This is a genomic window from Halorubrum cibi (assembly GCF_900182635.1).
In the GTDB taxonomy this organism is placed as follows: Archaea; Halobacteriota; Halobacteria; order Halobacteriales; family Haloferacaceae; genus Halorubrum; species Halorubrum cibi.
The window spans coordinates 131,195-148,531 of the sequence record NZ_FXTD01000001.1 but is presented as its reverse complement, the minus strand read 5'-3'; the positions used below and the strand labels follow the sequence as shown (position 1 = coordinate 148,531).

Genomic DNA, 17,337 nt, shown 5'->3' with positions numbered 1-17,337 from the left:
TCGGGCCGGCCGGCGGACCGGGAGTCGCCGATCGAACCGCCAGCGTTATATGTTTTAGGCATGCCTAAACGAGTGTATGTCAGAGGAACGGCTTCGCGACCGGCTCTCCCGCCGACTCACACGCGGCCGACTCACCCTCGTCGGGACCGTCGTCGTCCTCGTGCTCGGCCTCGCAGTGCTCTCGCGGACCCTCGACGCGGACACGGTTCTCGCGGCAGTCGCCGAGGCGGACCCGCGGCTCCTCGCGTTCGCCCTCCTCGCGTACCTGCTCTCGTGGCCGCTCCGCGGGCAGCGGTACGGCGACGTGCTCGCGCCGATGGACCGTCGACACGGCGTCGGCTTCCTCACCGCGGCCGTGTTCGCGAGCCAGACGGTGAACCTCGTCGTCCCGGCGCGCGCCGGCGACGGGGTGCGGGCGTACCTCCTCAAGCGCCGGCACGAGGTCCCCTACCCGACCGGCGTCGCCTCGCTGGCGGTCGAACGCGGCTTCGACCTCGTGGCGATCGTCACGCTCGGCGGGACCGCCCTCGCGACCCTCCTGCTCGGGGACCGCTCGGTCGGGACGGCGGGTGCCTCGACGCCCCTCGCGGCTGCGGGCGCGCTCGCCGTCGTCGCGGTTCTCCTCGCCGTCTCGACGGTCGCGGTCGCGCGGAGCGACCGGGAGTTCGGCTCCGCGCTCCGCGCCCGCGTCGAGGATTCTCGGCTCTCCGAGAGTTCACGACTCTCCGGGATCGTCGACGCCGCGGTCCGGTTCGGCGCGGCGGTTCGCGTCGTCGCCGTCGCGCCGCGCGGGCTGGCTCGGGTCTACGCCGGGAGCCTCCTCGTGTGGGGGCTCGACGTCGTCACCGCGGTGCTCGTGCTCGCGGCGCTCGTCGGGGGTGTCGGCGGCGGGTCGGTTCCGACGGTGACGCTGGTGACGGTCGGGACGCTCGCGGTCAGCGCCGGGAACCTCGCGAAGGTGCTGCCGCTCTCGCAGGGCGGCATCGGACTCTACGAGGCGGCGTTCGTCGGACTCGTCGTCGGCACCACCGCGATCCCCGTGGAGACGGCGGTCGTCGCGGCGGTCCTCGACCACGCGCTGAAGAACGTCGTCACGCTCGGCGGCGGCGGGCTGGCCGCGCTCGCGTTCGATCGCCTCCCGACAGCCGGCGCCGAGGAGGGAGAGCCCGCGACCGGCGAGGGCGACCCGTCTGCGACCGGACCGCCAAGTTTTTAGGCTGGCCTAAAAACTTGGAGACATGGACGAACGCAGCACACGAGGGGACACGCGGGACGTCTGCGTGATCGTTCCCACGATCCGGGAGTACGAGTGTATCCGCGCGTACGTCGAGAACGCCCGCACGCACGGATTCGACGTCTCACGGCTCCATTTCGTGTTGATCACCGAGGACTTCTGTGAGGTCGAATCGATGCGCGAGATGCTCGACGATCTGGCCGTCTCCGGCGAGGTCTTCGACGGAACCGGTCGCGAGGAGTGGTACGAGGCCAACGGGGTCGCGGAGTACGGCCACGTCGTCCCGGCCGCCAGCCACGCGGAGACGAGCTTCGGCCTGCTGTACATGTGGGCGAACCCCGAGTTCGAGTACGGGGTCTTCATCGACGACGACACGCTCCCGCACGACGATACGGACTACTTCGGTCGTCACATGGGGAACCTCGCGTTCGGTGGTTCGATCGAGCGCGTCAGTTCGGACGAGAACTGGGTGAACGTCCTCTACGACAACGCCGACGAACACGGTCTCTACCCCCGCGGCTACCCGTACTCGGCGATGGACGAGACGGTCGAGACGGGGACCGCCGAGGTCGAGCCCGGCGAGGTCGTCGCCTCGCAGGGGCTGTGGACGAACGTCCCCGACCTCGACGCGGTCCGGATCCTGATGGACGGCGACCTGGAGGGGCAGGCGCAGACGCGGACGACCGCCGACGACTTCGACGAGGACTTCGTCGCCGCGCGCGGCAACTACCTCACCGTCTGCTCGATGAACCTCGCGTTCCGCCGCGAGGTGATCCCGGCGTTCTACCAGCTGCCGATGGACGACAACGAGTGGGACGTGGGGCGCTTCGACGACATCTGGTCGGGCCTCTTCTTGAAGCGCGCCTGCGACGTGCTCGGCAAGCGTATCTACAACGGCGGGCCGCTGTGTGAGCACAACAAGGCCGCGCGCTCGACGTTCGACGACCTCGCGAACGAGGTGGCGGGGCTGGAGCTGAACGAGCACGTCTGGGAGGTCGTCGACGAGGAGGGGGACGACGCCGACTCGTTCGCGGCCGTCTTCGCCGAGACGGCCGACGCGCTCGCGGAGGGAGACTTCTCCGAGTGGAACAACGGCGCGTTCCTCAACCACTGCGGCGAGTACATGCGCGACTGGCTCGACTGTCTGGACGCGATCCGGCGGACGCCGGCGCCCGCGGACGATTGAATCGACACGATTAAACGTATTTAGGCAAGCCTAAAACACATGACTGGACACGAATTCAACGGACGCGACGAACGCGACGGCGGCGGACGCGACGACGGGAGAAACGTGCGACGACGGCGGTTCCTCGCCGCGGCCGGCTCGGTCGGCGTCGCCGGGATCGCGGGCTGTTCCGGGAGCGGCGACGAGGACGCGAGCGGCGACGGCGAGGCCGGTGACGGCGGTGGCGGTGGCGGTGGCGGCGATCCCGAATCGGCGGTCGGCCAGATCGGTTCGGGTCGCGAGGGTCGCGGTGCTCCCGGTGGGACGCCGATGGCCGAGATGCCCGATCTGTCGGGCGAACTCACCGTCTACTCCGGACGCGGCGAGTTCCTCGTCGGCGAGCTCGTGAGCTACATCGACGACCTCTACGACGACTTCGATCTGACCGTCCGATACGCCGGATCGACGGACCTCGTGAACCAGATCGTCAACGAGGGACAGGGGTCGCCGGCGGACGTGTTCTACTCGGTGAACGCGGGGTCGCTCGGCGCGCTCGCCGACGCGGGGCGCACGCAGGCGCTACCCGCCGACGTGGCCGAGAAGGTCCGCTCCGAGTTCCGCACGGAGCAGTGGGTGGGTACCTCCGGGCGGGCTCGGACGGTCCCGTACAACACCGACGAGTTCGACGAGAGCGACCTGCCGGACGACGTCATGGCGTACCCCGAGGAGTTCCCCGGCGACCTGGGGTGGGCCCCGTCGTACGGTTCCGCACAGGCGTTCATCACCGCGATGCGGCTCATCGAGGGCGAGGACGCGACGCTCGAGTGGCTGGAGGCGATGGTCGAGCGCGGCGCGACGACGTACCCGGACGAGTTCCGCACCTGTCAGGAGATCGCCGACGGCGCGATCGACGCGGCGTTCACGAATCACTACTACATCCAGCGCGTGCTCGACGGTAACCCGAACGCCCCGATCGCCACGGCGTTCACCGAGGGCGACGCGGGCGCGGTGTTCAACGTCGCCGGCGCGGCGGTCGTCGACACCGCGAGCGACGCCGACCTCGCGTCGAACTTCGTCCGCCACCTGCTGTCGGCGGAGGCGCAGGACTACTTCGCGCGCTCCACCTTCGAGTACCCGCTCATCCCCGACGTGGAGCCGATCGGCGACCTCCCGACGATCGACGAGCTCGACGTCCCCGACATCGACCTGGCCGAGCTGTCGAACCTCGAACCGACGATCGACCTCATGCGCGAGGCCGGCGTCCAGATCTGAACGCTCGTTCCACCGCCAGATCACCGTTCGTGTCAGTTCTTCCCCCGTCCGTCCGTCCGCGCCGACTCGCGACTCGTCTCCGCCAGCGACTCGCCCGTGCTGACCGAGTCACCGCGGCCGCGGCGCTCGTCTCGCTCACGGCTGGCGTCCTGACGTTCGCGGTCGCCGCGACCGTCTTCTCACACCACTCCGCGAACCACGACGAAGGCGTCTACCTCACGCAGGCCGCGCTGCTCTTGGGCGGCCAGCTGGAGTTCCACGCGGGACCGCTCGCGGACGCCTTTCACCCGTGGTTCTTCATCGAGGACGGCGGCCGGCTCTACCCGAAGTACAACCCCGTTCCGGCGGCGACGTTCGGGGTCTCGATGCTCCTGTTCGGCGAGCCGCGCGTGACGCTCGCGGCGGTCGCCGCCGGCAACGCCGCCTTAGTGTACCTGCTCGGGTCGCTCTCGTTCGGCCGGCGGGCGGGTCTCGCCGCGGCCGTCCTCTTCGCGGCGTCGCCGATGGCGATCGCGACCACCTCCACCTTCCTCCCGTACGCGCCGACGACCTTCTTCAACCTGGTCTTCGCGGTCGCGTACCTCCGGAGCGTCCGCGACGGATCGCTCCCGGCCGCCGGACTCGCGGGAGTCACGATCGGGATCGCCTTCTTCGCGCGCCCGTACACCGCGGTGCTGTTCGCCGCCCCGTTCATCTGTCACGCCCTGTGGCGGGTGATCTCGGCGACCCGGCGGTTCGGCGCCGAGTCGACGAGGGCGACGCCACGCGCGCTCGTCGTCGCCGGCGTCCGCGGGCTTCCCGACCCGGTCCGTCGGCACGGGCTCACGGCGCTTTTGGGCACCCTCTTCGTCGCAGTCACGCTCGCGTACAACGTCCGGATGACGGGGTCGCCGCTCACCTTCCCCTACCAGGCGTTCGCGCCGATGGACGGACCCGGCTTCGGCGAGCGGCGGATCCTGGGGCACTCAGTCGAGTACACGCTCGGACTGGCGCTGGAGTCCAACGGTTACGCGCTCGCCGAGATCGCGACCCGGTGGCTCGCCGGCGGCTCGCTCGGGACGGCCCTCGCGCTCGCCGGCGGCGCGGTCGCGCTCCGCGGCTGGTTCGCGAGCGGGGACCCGAGCGATCTCGCGGCGGCCGACGGCGACGGCGGTGGCGAATCCGCGGGTTCCTCGACCGCTCCCGGCTCGCCCCGATTCCGCCGAACGGCCGCCCTGCTCCTCGTCGGCGTCGCGGTCGCGGTCGTCGTCGGCAACCTGTTCTTCTGGGGGACGCACAACGCGCTCGCCGACCTCGCGGACCCGACCGACGGGCTCGCGTCGCTGTTCGGTCCCTTCTACCACTTCGACCTGCTCGTGCCGCTGTCGGTCTTCGGCGGGCTCGCCGTCGCCGCCGGGTGGCGGGCGCTCGCCTCGGCGCGCGAGCGGCTCGTGCGTCGGGACGTCCCTCCCACGGTCGCCCGCGTCGCGGTCGCGGTCGTCGTCGTCAGCGCGGTCGCCGTCGCTGGCGTCGCCGCCGTGGACGCGGCCTCCGAGCCGATCGACCGGAACGCCGCGGTCGACGCGAAACACGAGGCGGCGTACGCGCCGATCGACGCGACCGACTTCGAGGACGGGCTCGTCTTCCTCCCGACGCCGTACGGCGAGTGGCAGAACCACCCGTTCCAGTACCTCCGGAACGGGCCGGGGCTCGACGGCGACGTCGTCTACGCGCTCGGCCGCGACCCGGTCGAGGACTTCGCGGTGCTCGACGCGTATCCCGACCGGACGCTGTACCGCTACGGCTACCGAGGTACCTGGACCCCGAATCCCGACGTGTACGTCACGCCGAAACTGGAATCGCTCGACCGGCGGTCCGGCTCCGAACTCGCCGCCGAGACGACCGTCGGCGTCCCGGACCGCGTCGCTCGCGCGCAGGTGCGCGTGGACCCGCGTCGAGGCGGCGAGGGCGGCCCGGACCACGTCTCCTACACGGTGACTGACCCCGACGACTCGCTCGCTGTCGGTTGGACGGTGACGCCGGACGGCGTGCGACTGCCGGGTGCGGGAGGCGCGGCGGCGGACGCGGCCGACGGCTCGGCCGAGTCGGTCCCGTTCGACCCCGAGGGCGACGTGGTCGCCGTGACGGTGACGCTCGTCGACCCCGCGGGCGCGACGTACACCTACCGGCAGGAGGTCACGGTTCGGGTGACGGAGGGCGGCGAGGCGGGTGAGGACGGCGAGCGCGTCGAGGCCGTCTGGCCGCCCGAGCGCTCGACCTGTCGGCTCGTCACCGAGTGCGGGAACGAGGGGACCTACCTCCCGGACGAGCCCGACACCCACCCCGAGTGGGTCGTCTTCGAGACGGACGCGGAAGCGGCCGAGGAGTGAGACGAGTGTTTCGGTGACGACTGGTCGTCGCCGCCGCTCACGAGTTTAAAAACGTCACCGGCGGCGGTCCGGGATGCCCACTGTGTGTGGACCGCCGTCCGGTTCGAAATCGAGGCGGTCCCGTCAGAACCGCCGCAGCTGCTCCTCGAGACAGACGGTGACGATCGATTTCGCGATGGCCGCGCCGCCGCCGATCGGGTCGAGCTTCGTGTCGCCGAGCCGCTCGGCGTAGTGGATCGGGCGCTCGCGCACGTCGTAGCCGCGCATCAGCGGGCGGATCAGAAGCTCCGCGGACAGCCCCGTGTTCTCCGTCCAGCCGATCTCCTCGACGACCTCGCGGCGGTACGCGCGCATCCCGGTGGTGGTGTCGTGGACGCGCTCGCCCATCAGCAGGCTCGCGACGGCCGCGAACGCGTGATTCCCGAGGCGGTTGAACGCCGGCATCGCCTCCGCGCCGTGGTAGAGCCGGTCGCCGCTCACCACGTCGGCCCCGTCGTTGACCTCGGCGAGGAACTCGGGCAGCGCCTCCATCGGGTAGGTGTCGTCGCAGTCGGTCGTGACGACCACAGGGCGGTCGGGCGTCAGGATCGCCTCGCGAACCGCCACGCCGTACCCCTGTGGCTCCTGCTCGACGACGCGCGCGCCGTGCTCGCGGGCGATCTCCGGCGTCCGGTCGTCGGAGCCGTCGACGCAGACGATCTCAGCCTTCCCGTCGGTGACCGACTCGACGTCGTCGAGGACGGTCCCGATCGCCTCCTCCTCGTTGTACGTGCCCATCACGACGCTCAGGTCGTCGAAGGTGTACTCGTCGGCGTCGCCGGCGTCGCCGGCGTCGTCGTCGGACGTGATGGCCGCGTCGGCGGCGGCGCTCGCGGCGTCATCGGTCGCGTCCGTCGCGTCGATCGCCGCATCGGACTCCGTCTCGACGGAAGCCGCGGTCCCGTTCGTCGCGTGTACTGAGTCGCTCATTACCCGCAACTCGATCCACACGCACTTGAATTTTTAGGTTTGCCTAAAAAATCTGTGAATCAGGTCATACGCCAGTGAAACGCGCGTTCGTTCGGTTTCACGTTCCCGCGAGCCGCGCGTCTACGTCGTCGGCGACCCGGAGCGCGAGTGCGGCGATGGTGAGCGTGGGGTTCATGGCCCCGCTCGTGGGGAAGACGGAACTGGAGGCGATCCAGCAGTTCTCCAGGTCGTGTGCCCGGCAGTCGGCGTCGACGACGCCGCGATCGGGGTCGTCGCTCATCCGCGTCGTCCCCATGTGGTGGTAGGCGGGGCCGGTCGCGTCCGGGCCGGCGACCCACTCCACGTCCGCGCCGAGCTCCTCCAGAATTTCGACCTGTATCTCGTTCGTGCGCTCGATCGTGTCGAGCGCGCGGTCGTCCACGGACCACTCGATCCGGGGGACCGGGTTGCCGTGGTCGTCGGTGTGGTCCTCCGCGAGCGTCACCCTGCTGTCCGCCTGCGGGGCCTGTTCGACCAGTCCACCCATCGCGACGTGATTCCCGTAGCCGTCGCAGAGGCGCTCTAAAAGCGGATCGCCCCAGTCCTCACCCGACAGCGCCATCTCGACCGGCGAGGGGCCGGCGTAGTTGAAGAACTCCAGTTTGAACGGGGCTCGGCTCTCGTCGGCCTCGTCGTAGAACTGGTCGCACGCGCTCGTGTAGAATCCGACGTGGTTCTGTCGGGTCGGCTCGTCGAGCGTGCCGCCCGCGCCCGTGAACAGGTGGTCCATGAAGAACTCCCCGACGTGGCCGCTCCCGTTCGCGAGGCCGTCCGGGTAGCGCTCGGAGGCGGATAAAAGGAAGAGCCGCGGCGTCTCCACGCCGCCGGCGGCGACGACGAAGGCGTCGGCCTCCTGTCGGTGCTCCTCGCCGTCCGGGGTCGCGTACACGGCCGCCGTCACCCTGTCCTCGTCGTCGTGCTCGAGCGTCCCGACGTTCGCGCGGTCGATCACGGTCGCGCCCTGCTCTTCGGCGCGCTCGACGTGGACGGTCGCGTCGTATTTGGCCCCCGAGGGACAGACGGGCTGGCAGGTGCCGTAGCCGACGCAGGGCGACCGGCCGTCGTACGGCTCGGAGTTGCGCGCGTTCGGCACCGAGTGTATGTCGATCCCGAGCGACTCGCAGGCCTCGGCGAAAAGCGAGTCGCTGTAGGAGGGCTCGAAGGCTGACATCGGGTGCGGCTCCTCACGGGGCGGCGCGTAGGGGTTGTCGACGCCGCTCCCGCCCGCGACGCCCAGCTCGCGCTCGGCCTCGGCGTAGTAGGGACGCAGGTCGTCGTAGTCGATGGGCCAGTCCGGGCCGACGCCACGGACCGTCCCGGAGTTGAAGTCGTCCTCGTGGAGGCGCATCACCATCCCCTGCCAGTGGAGCGTCGACCCGCCGACCCCCTTCACGCGGGCGTGGTTCAGGGGGTACGCCCGCTCGCCCGCGTTCTCGTGAGCGTCGCGGTCGCCGCCGACTCCCCACACGTCCGGGCGGTCGTAGAAGGGACGGATCGCCCGCTCCTGTCTGGCGAGTCGTTCGTCGGGGTCGAAGCGCGGCCCGGCGTCGAGCACCACGACCTCGTGCTCGCCCGCCAGTCGATCCGCGACGAGCGCTCCCGCCGGCCCCGCGCCGACGACACAGACGTCCGCGTCCGGGACCGGCGTGCGGTCGACGCCGTCGCCTCGCGACCCACCTCCGGCGTCCGATCGACCGTCTCCAACGCTTTCGGCGCCGCTCACGGTGGCCCCCGCGCGTAGCTTTCGGCCCCGCCGGCGTACCCCTGCGGGTTCTCGATCCCGACCAACTCGCCGCCGGTCGGCGAGGCGTACAGCGCGAGCAGGAGCTCGTTGACGACGTAGTACCGCACCCGCTCCGCGGTCGTGCCGTGCGGGTTCTCCTCGGCGGTGTCCGCGCCGAGTCCGCGTAGCAGTTCGTCGCGGTCCGCCACCGAGAGCTCGGCGACGGGGGCGTCGTACCACGACCGCGCCGTCGACTCGAGCTCGGCGACCGCCGCGCGGATCCCCTCGCCGTGTGCCGAGCCGTCGAGTCGACCGTCGAGGAAGCCGTCGACGAACGCGTCGACGCCCGAGACCGCCTCCGGGTAGACCGTCGTCGCGATCGCGGCCATCGCCTCGCGGACCGCCCCGTCGTCGGGGAGTTCCTCGCCGCTTTCTCCGTCGCCGACGGCCCCGTCCGCGCCGCTCGCGCTCCCGTCGCCCGCTCGACGGACGCCGAGCGCGACGCCGCCCGTCGCGCCTACCGCGGCCAGCGCGGCCGCCGCGTCGCGTCGCGTCAGTTCCATGGAAGATTTTAGGTGGCCCTAAATCCTTATATCCGTCGGAGCGCGTCCGCCGGACGATCGGAACCCCTAACGCCGGGCGCGCCCTCGCTTGGAGGCAACGACTCCGCTTCCCGCACCATGACCCTGCGACACCGGATCCGCGACCACCTGACCGACGGGGAGGACCGACTCCCGCTCGGCCTGACGCTGCTGTGTGCGGCGATCGCCGCGACGCTCGTGTTCCCGCTGGCGTGGCTCGTCATCGAGGCGGCCGCGGTCGAGCGGGAGCGCGCGACCGACTTGCTGTTCAGTGCGGCCACCGCCGAGGTGCTCGTCAACAGCCTGCTGTTGATGGCCGGCGTCACCGCCCTCTCGATCGCGGTCGGCGTCCCGCTCGCGTACCTCACCACGCGGACGGACCTCCCGTTCCGGCGGTTCTGGTCGGTCGCCGTCGCGCTCCCCCTCGTCGTGCCGAGCTACGTCGGCGCCTTCTCGTTCGTCTCCGCGTTCGGCCCGCAAGGCGAGTTCCACGAGGTGCTCGCGCCGCTGGGTGTCGCGCGCGTGCCCGAGATCACCGGGCTCTCCGGCTCGATCCTCGTCATCGCGCTGTACACGTACCCGTACGTCTACCTGACGACGCGGGCCGCGCTGCTGTCGTTCGACACGACCCTCTTGGAGGCCGCGCGCACGCTGAACCACGGCCGGCTCGCGGCGTTCCGCCGGGTGACGCTCCCGACGATCCGGCCGGCGATCGCCGCCGGATCGCTGCTCGCGGCGCTGTACGCCGTCTCCGACTTCGGAACGCCCTCCATCATGCGGCTGCCAGTGTTCACCCGCCAGATCTACGTCGAGTACAACGCGTTCGGCCGCGACTACGCCGCGCTGCTCTCCTTGCAGCTCCTCGTCGTCGTGCTCCTCGTGCTCGCGCTGGAGTGGGCCGTCCGATCGGACCGGAACGCGACCGGCGACGACGCGGGGCGGACGAACGACCGCGTGTCGCTCGGCAGGCTGCGCTGGCCGGCGACGCTGCTTCCGGCGGGCGTCTCCGGGTTCGCGCTGATCGTGCCCCTGTGGATCCTCGGGCTGTGGCTGGTCCGGTCGGAGGCGGGTCGGCGCCCCTCGATGGCGTTCGAGCCGGTACAGGTGCTCAACTCGGTGTCGGTCTCCGCGGCGGCGGCCGTCGTCGCCGCGCTCGCGGCGATCCCCGTCGCGTACTTCGCCGCGAACCACGACTCGCCGCTCGCGACCGTCTTCGAGCGGGCGACGTACGTCGGGTTCGCGGTTCCGGGGATCGTGTTGGCACTCGCGTTGGTCTACTTCGGCTCCGGCTACGTGCCGTGGCTCTACCAGACGCTCCCCCTCCTCGTGTTCGCGTATGTCGTTCGATTCCTCCCGCAGGCGGTCGGGTCGACCCGGACGTCGATCCTTCAGGTCGACCGGCGGCTCGTCGAGGCGGGTCGCACGCTCGGGGAGTCGCCGACCGGCGCGTTCAGGCGCGTGACGCTCCCGCTCACGCGATCGGGGATCGTCGCCGGCGCGGCCCTCGTGTTCCTCACGACGATGAAGGAGCTGCCCGTCACCCTCGTGCTCCGCCCCTCCGGGTTCGACACGATCGTCACGCAGATCTGGCGCGCCCAGGAGACCGCGCTCTACCAGTACGCCGTCGTCCCGACGCTCATCCTGCTCGTCATCTCCGGGCTCTCGATGGTGGTCATCCTCGCACAGGAGGGCGAAGAGGGGATCTGAGGCGGCGCGAGTCGAACTCGCGTCTCACCGCCCTCTACCGCGGTCTCGCCCTCCGTCGATGACCCGCTCGACCCTCACCGGTCAACATAGTCGAAGAACTGTTCAGTACAGAGAATCCGAGAGGAATTCTTGACTTATGACCAGATATTTTGCTGATGGGTTGAGTGTGTAGGTATGCAGCGAAGGCGAATTCTCCGGAGGATTGGAACTTGCTCTGGTATGCTATCACTCGCAGGGTGTGCGAAAATGCTCCCAGGCGGTAATACGGCCCCTGAGTATCCGGGTGGGACATTAGTTATTGAAAATACCGGTGACAGACCTGTGAGAGTCTCGGTAAACACTAAATTAGAGCAGTTTGATGCCGAAGTTGACACCGAAGTCGCTGGCGGTGAAACGGTTGTCCGTCGTGAATTTGTCACCGCCGAATCGGGTGAGATCGTGACTCTAGAAGCTCTGCTCGGAGAGACTGGCGAACAAATCAGTTTCCAGTTTCTCCCCGCAGGCGGTGGTGAGGATTATCCGCCAGAAGTAGCTCACCTCACTTTCGAGACTGCTGTCGAAGCGAGCGCAACCTGGACTGCGACAAGCGGGACATGAATCAGTTCAGTACAGACAAGGGATCTAGTGAATTCTCCTGCCTTTGAAGCATCAATACGGCATTTTGAGTTTAATGCGCCGGTTATAACAGCCGGTATAGTCACCTGTGCGTATGGCCCCTGAATGGTCACGACGGAAGACCCTCCACCTCTCCAGTGTAGCAGCCCTCACTGGCCTTGCTGGTTGTAGCGCCGTGGGATTCGACGCTCAGCCACAGGTTAATTCATCGCTTGGAACGACTGCCTATGATGCGGTTATTGATGACCAACCAACACCCGAGGAGGGTGTCCCCGCGGCCTGGGGAATAATACTCGGGCATCCGGATGCCGCGCGCAAACTCATCGACTGGGGAGAACTCACCCCAGCAGAGGGTGACAGCGGCCCCGGAGCGGAGTTCCGCACGTTTGAGCCGGACACGCAGTTTATGTCGGTCATTGTCGGCGTCCTTCCAACTGGTGACGCCCTCGTGGACTATAGCGAAGAAACCGAGAATGTCGTCGAAGATGTCGTCGATGACTTCACCGACCGCTCAGTCTACCGAAACGGGCAACTCCGATACGACGTAACCTCATACCAAGCGTTCCCGCCAGACCCGGACACCCCTGAGTATCATTACGACTATTCGTTCACTCTCTGGCATCTGAACGGTGCCGACCGACCGACTGAGATCACCGTCGATTATCACGCCCCCTGAGAAGAGCCAGTAGTTCCGATGACCACCGTAGAGTTTCGGTGAACAATACGCATTCGAAATATAACGGCTGTTTCACGCGAAAGCCCGCCGGAAGGATCCGATCTCGACGAACCCACACACATGTATTTGTGCCAACCAAACCACTTATGGATCCGATACCACACGGTCGATCCGTCACTGAGCGATCCGACATGTCACTCGCCGACGCACACAGACCTTCGACCCGTCGTGAACGGTACCGCCTGATGGCCGACGCCGCGAGCCGACCGTTCGCGGTCGGCGCGATCGCGGTTCCCCTCCTCTTGCCCGTCGTCGGCTACCTCTCCGGCGACGTCCGGGCGATGTTCACCGTCCACCTCTTCTTGGGCGCGTTCTGGTTCGGCACCGCGGTGCTCGGCGCGGTCGTGTTAGGCCCCGTGATGGGGTCGCTCTCGGAGGAGGCGAACGTCGAGTTCGCGTCGGGGTTCGTCCCGCGGATGAACCTCCTCATGGAACCGATCTCGCTCGGCGTCGTCGGCTCCGGGATCGGGCTCGCCTCGATGATGGGACTTCTCTCCTCCCCCTCGCCGTCGCTGTGGGCGGCGCTCGTGCTCGCGGCCGCGCTGCTCGTGCTCGGGTTCGGCCCCCTCCACGCGTTCACCTCCGGGATGTTCGACGAGATCGCGGCCGACGACACCGACCACGAGCGGCTCGCCGAACTGAACGAGAAGTACGGCATGTTGAGCATGGTCGAACTCCTCTTGATGATCGCCATCCTCGGGACGATGTCCGGTATCCGCTGGGGGTTCTGACTTCGGAAGTCAGCCGGAGTTCCGATCCCCGGGTGCCCGCAGAGAACGCTCCGAACCGCCCGCCCGTCCGAATCCCACACGTACTTACCCCACACCCACCACGGATTCGTATGGATCTCGCCGATTCACGCGTGCTGGTCACGGGCGGAGCGGGGCTGGTCGGGAGCCACCTCGCGGCCCGTCTCCTCGAGGCGGGCGCGACCGTTCGAGTGGCCGACGACCTCTCGAAGGGTGAGCGCGACCGCGTCCCCGAGGGGGCCGAGTTCGTCGAGGCGGACGTGACCGATCCCGACGACGTCGCCGGGATCGTCACCGCCGACCTCGACGTGGTCTTCCACTTCGCCGCGTACACGGACACGAACTACGAGGACGACCGCGAGCTGTTCGAGGCGAACACCGAGATGACGTACAACGTCTTAGAGCGCGTGCGCGAGGTCGGCGTCGACCGTTTCGCGTTCACCTCCTCCTCGACCGTCTACGGGGAGGCGCCCCGTCCGACCCCGGAAGACCACGCGCCGATGGAACCGATCTCCATCTACGGCTCCTCGAAGCTGGCGGACGAGGCGTTGATATCGACGTACGCGCACTCCTACGGAGTCAGGTCGTGGGTGTTCCGGTTCGCGAACATCGTCGGTCCCCACCAGCGTGGCAACGTGATCCCCGACTTCATCGAGAAGCTCGAGGAGGACCCGACGGAGCTCGAGATCCTCGGGGACGGCCGCCAGGAGAAGTCGTACATGTACGTCACCGACTGCGTCGACGCGATCCGCCACGTCGTCGAGCACGCAGACGACGATCTCAACGTGTACAACCTCGGGACGCGGACGACGACCTCGGTCACCGAGATCGCCGACATCGTGAGCGAGGAACTCGGCGTGGACCCGGAGTACGCTTACACCGGCGGCGACCGCGGCTGGACCGGCGACGTGCCGAAGATGCGGCTGTCGATCGAGCGCCTCGCCGCACTCGGCTGGGAGCCCTCCATCGAGAGCGACGAGGCGGTCCGCCGCGCGGCGCGACAGCTGATCGACGAGATCGTGGAGTGAGGGCGAGTTCGGTCGGTGTGTGCCGATCCGATTCCGCGTTGATCCGGATTTTTCATGTTTCGTTTTCATACTGGCAGTATGATTGACGGCGAAAGCTCAACTCCCGACGCACTCGATGGCGGCGGGGGTGATCCCGGGATCGGAGTCGTCGATGACGCCGAACTCTCCGTCGAGTTCACCGACGACTTATGGTTAGACGGAGTAGCACGGAAGATCGGGTTCGGCTGGCTGTCCGAACGGCTCCCGGGAGAGATACGACCGTCGTATCTGTACGCCGTCGTGATGATTCTCACCGTCGAAGTCTCGTTACAGGGAAGAACGTACCTGACTACGGGAACCGCACACGTCCTCGAGAACCCGTTTTTCCTTCTCCAACCGATCGGGTTACTGTACGCGGTGTACGGTTCACACGCACTGCGCCAGCGCTATCACCAGGTGATGTGGGAGATGGACGTCTCGGAGCGAGCGAGCGATCCCGAACGACTGATTCAGATCGTTCCGAACTGGCTCCCGTGGGGGTTGTTTCTCGTGACGGTCGCCGTGACGTACATTCGAGTTCTCTCGCTCGGCGGACCGGTTGCCGTGTATCGAGACTACGGTCTTTCGGGATTTCTCGGATTCACGGTCGCCAACCCGATCTGGTTGAGTATCGCCGCTCAGTTTCTCGCCGTATACGTCTCTGTGGTCCTGCTCGCACCATGGCGTCTCTGGCGCTCAGACGTGGGAATACACTTTCTCGATCCCGAACGCTTGGGTGGACTCCGACCGCTCGGTGAACTGATCAAACACGCGTACTATTACCTGGCCGCCGGTCTGATCGCCCTCGCGCTCGTGATCTATGAGCCGATCCTCTCGGATCCGACGGTCGAGATCACTGCGGCGACGAACCTGTTTTTCACGCTAGCGTGGGTCGGAACGATCGCAACGATCGCGTTTGGTGTCTTCATCCTCCATCGCTTCATGCACCGAGAGAAGCGACGTGAGCTTCACCGATTGGAGCAAGCCAGACGACAGCACACAGAGGATCCATGGGACGTCGCGACGTATTCCGTCCCACGAGACAACCGGGATATCATCGACGACATTCAACATCGAATGAGCCTCGTGAGCGAAACCAGAGAGTACCCAGCGACCTTCAGTATCTGGTCACAGCTGTTGCTCAGCATCGTGCTTCCCAAGGCGATTCAGATGTTCATCGCCAATATTTGACCGGATACGTCGATCGGCGACGAACGTCTGATCCGAATCGGTAAACTTCGACCCGTTTCTCGGAGTTCCCGTCACTTACCCCATCCACAGAGATTCCCGAGCGAGATCGTCACCAGCGACGTGGGCGGATTCATGATCTCGTTGGTGCTGTGTCTTCTCGAGTACGTGCTCCGATCGGACGATATCGGACGTTGGAGTACATAGGATGTTCCCTCTTGAATCCCACCGCGGACCACACCGTCCCATCCGATCGCCGACACTACGGGCTGGTCACAGACCGGAGTTTCCGGCTCGCTCTGCCTGAGAGTGTACCACCGCACGGGTGGTTCTTCCGTTCGGACGATCCTACTCCAGCGATTTTTCCGTCGAGGAACATGGCGGATCCGCTCCGAGCAATTATCTGTTGGTAATCAAATATTGCGAATATGAAAGGTACACGACGGATCGAAAACGACGTCTCGACGCCTGAACATTCAAATAACACGCCTTCGACCGACAGACGCGACCTGTTACGCGTGATTGGCGGTGGAACGATCGGGGCGATCGGACTCACAGGAACGAGTGCGGCACAATCTACCCCCGATGTAGACGTCCTCTGGGAATTCGAGACGGGGGCTCACGTGCGGTCGTCCCCGACGGTGAGCGATGGGACCGTCTACGTTGGATCTAACGATCGAACACTATACGCGGTCGACGCGGCAACTGCCGAAGAGGCGTGGAGCTACGAAACTGACGGGGAGATCCATTCGTCTCCGACCGTGGCCGGAGGAATCGTCTACGTCGGATCCAAAGACGGTACGCTGTACGCTCTCGATGCGTCTTCAGGGGAGGAGGAGTGGCGGTTTACCGAGCCATCGAAAGCCGTCGATTCATCACCGAACGTGGTGGGTGGAACCGTCTACGTCGGTGCCAACGACGACACGCTGTATGCCGTAAACGGAGAGACAGGGGATCGAGAGTGGGAGTTCACCGACCCGGAGGGACCCGTTCATTCCTCTCCGACAGTCGTCGACGGCGTCGTGTATATCGGCACTATGGACCATCCGGGAACGCTATACGCGATAGACGCGACAACCGGGGATCCGATTTGGGAGTTCGAAGCGATCTCTTCGATCAATTCGTCGCCTACCGTGGTGGACGATACGGTTTATGTCGGAACTGGCGCGACGCTTGATGCGATAAACGTACGAACGGGAAACGAAAAATGGTCTTACACCACCGCCTCAGACGAACGTGTCGTAGGAGGATCCTCTCCGACGGTCGCCGACGGAACTGTTTGCATCGGATCTGCCGATGCCGTTTACGCGATACGTTCGGAGACGGGTGAGGAGGAGTGGGTGTATAACCGACCGAGGGGGCAGGTGTTTTCGTCTCCGACGATAGCGAACGGAACCGTCTTCGTCGGGAGTTGGGCGGGTGGTGTATACGCGATCGACTTGGCCACCGGAAAAGAGCGGTGGTCACTTACGGAATCGATCCAGGGGACTCACTGTTCACCAACCGTCGTGGACGGAATCGTATTCATCGGGAGTAGGAGCGGTTCTCTCTACGCACTTGATGCCGGTGTAGAGGGATCGAGTGAAGGATCGAGGGTGAGACTACGAACGCTCGGTCATCACGGCGGACAGGGACAAGCCATAGACATCGTATCGAACGGTTCCGGGAGTTCATCCGAAAACACATCCGAAGCGACGGCTCCGCCAGAGGAAAACACATCCGAAACGACGGCTCCGCCAGAGGAAAACACATCCGAAACGACGGCTCCGCCAGAGGAAAACCCCGAAGCGACGGCTCCGCCAGAGGAAAGTTCTGAGACGACTGATGATAGTATTCTTACGGTTCCCGGATTCGGGATCGGAACTGCCCTTGCGGCCCTTGGAGGTACGGCAGGCTACCTGTCGACACGAAATCCCGACCGAGAAGGTTAGCGGCGGAGTCACG

At 66.7% G+C, this 17,337-nt stretch carries 14 protein-coding genes; 11 read left to right on the top strand and 3 right to left on the bottom strand.

Annotated features, from left to right (window positions below; all coding sequences use genetic code 11):
- The first annotated feature begins 76 nt into the window (after positions 1-76).
- Genes FN829_RS00720 through FN829_RS00705 form a run of 4 tightly spaced genes read left to right on the top strand, consistent with a single transcriptional unit; the run spans position 77 to position 6,040 of the window.
- On the top strand, positions 77-1,216 hold the full coding sequence (locus FN829_RS00720; RefSeq protein ID WP_142985098.1) for a lysylphosphatidylglycerol synthase transmembrane domain-containing protein: 1,140 nt from the start codon (positions 77-79) through the stop codon (positions 1,214-1,216).
- Between the two features lie 22 nt (positions 1,217-1,238).
- Positions 1,239-2,420 (top strand): alpha-1 4-glucan-protein synthase, encoded by a 1,182-nt coding sequence (locus FN829_RS00715; RefSeq protein ID WP_142985097.1) that lies wholly within the window; start codon positions 1,239-1,241, stop codon positions 2,418-2,420.
- Between the two features lie 39 nt (positions 2,421-2,459).
- Positions 2,460-3,671: an extracellular solute-binding protein gene (locus FN829_RS00710; protein WP_142985096.1), complete on the top strand. Its 1,212-nt coding sequence runs from the start codon at positions 2,460-2,462 to the stop codon at positions 3,669-3,671.
- A gap of 29 nt (positions 3,672-3,700) precedes the next feature.
- A complete protein-coding gene (locus tag FN829_RS00705; protein ID WP_142985095.1) occupies positions 3,701-6,040 on the top strand; it encodes an ArnT family glycosyltransferase in 2,340 nt (779 codons plus the stop codon).
- A gap of 123 nt (positions 6,041-6,163) precedes the next feature.
- Here FN829_RS00705 and FN829_RS00700 read toward each other — a convergent pair whose 3' ends face one another.
- The 3 genes from FN829_RS00700 to FN829_RS00690 form a co-directional block, all read right to left on the bottom strand.
- On the bottom strand, positions 6,164-6,817 hold the full coding sequence (locus FN829_RS00700) for a dolichyl-phosphate hexose transferase (RefSeq protein ID WP_246066426.1): 654 nt from the start codon (positions 6,815-6,817) through the stop codon (positions 6,164-6,166).
- A gap of 289 nt (positions 6,818-7,106) precedes the next feature.
- A complete protein-coding gene (locus tag FN829_RS00695) occupies positions 7,107-8,771 on the bottom strand; it encodes a GMC family oxidoreductase (protein ID WP_142985093.1) in 1,665 nt (554 codons plus the stop codon).
- Positions 8,768-9,334 carry a gluconate 2-dehydrogenase subunit 3 family protein gene (locus FN829_RS00690; RefSeq protein WP_142985092.1) on the bottom strand — a complete coding sequence of 189 codons (567 nt, stop codon included), beginning with the start codon at positions 9,332-9,334 and terminating at the stop codon, positions 8,768-8,770. The genes FN829_RS00695 and FN829_RS00690 overlap by 4 nt, the downstream gene beginning before the upstream one ends.
- Positions 9,335-9,451: 117 nt before the next feature.
- Here FN829_RS00690 and FN829_RS00685 point away from each other — a divergent pair, with 117 nt between their 5' ends.
- From FN829_RS00685 to FN829_RS00655, 7 genes are all read left to right on the top strand, one after another.
- On the top strand, positions 9,452-11,059 hold the full coding sequence (locus FN829_RS00685; RefSeq protein WP_142985091.1) for an ABC transporter permease: 1,608 nt from the start codon (positions 9,452-9,454) through the stop codon (positions 11,057-11,059).
- 219 nt (positions 11,060-11,278) lie between these two features.
- The gene (locus FN829_RS00680) at positions 11,279-11,656 is read left to right on the top strand and encodes a hypothetical protein (protein WP_142985090.1); all 378 of its coding nucleotides are present in this window, start codon (positions 11,279-11,281) and stop codon (positions 11,654-11,656) included.
- A gap of 112 nt (positions 11,657-11,768) precedes the next feature.
- On the top strand, positions 11,769-12,350 hold the full coding sequence (locus FN829_RS00675) for a hypothetical protein (RefSeq protein WP_142985089.1): 582 nt from the start codon (positions 11,769-11,771) through the stop codon (positions 12,348-12,350).
- Between the two features lie 245 nt (positions 12,351-12,595).
- A complete protein-coding gene (locus FN829_RS00670; protein WP_142985088.1) occupies positions 12,596-13,141 on the top strand; it encodes a hypothetical protein in 546 nt (181 codons plus the stop codon).
- Positions 13,142-13,251: 110 nt separating this feature from the next.
- Positions 13,252-14,187: an NAD-dependent epimerase/dehydratase family protein gene (locus tag FN829_RS00665; protein WP_142985087.1), complete on the top strand. Its 936-nt coding sequence runs from the start codon at positions 13,252-13,254 to the stop codon at positions 14,185-14,187.
- 447 nt (positions 14,188-14,634) lie between these two features.
- Positions 14,635-15,396, top strand: coding sequence for a hypothetical protein (locus tag FN829_RS00660; RefSeq protein WP_142985086.1), 762 nt, complete (start codon positions 14,635-14,637; stop codon positions 15,394-15,396).
- A gap of 425 nt (positions 15,397-15,821) precedes the next feature.
- Positions 15,822-17,324, top strand: a complete 1,503-nt coding sequence (locus FN829_RS00655) for an outer membrane protein assembly factor BamB family protein (RefSeq protein WP_142985085.1) — start codon at positions 15,822-15,824, stop codon at positions 17,322-17,324.
- Positions 17,325-17,337 lie beyond the last annotated feature (13 nt).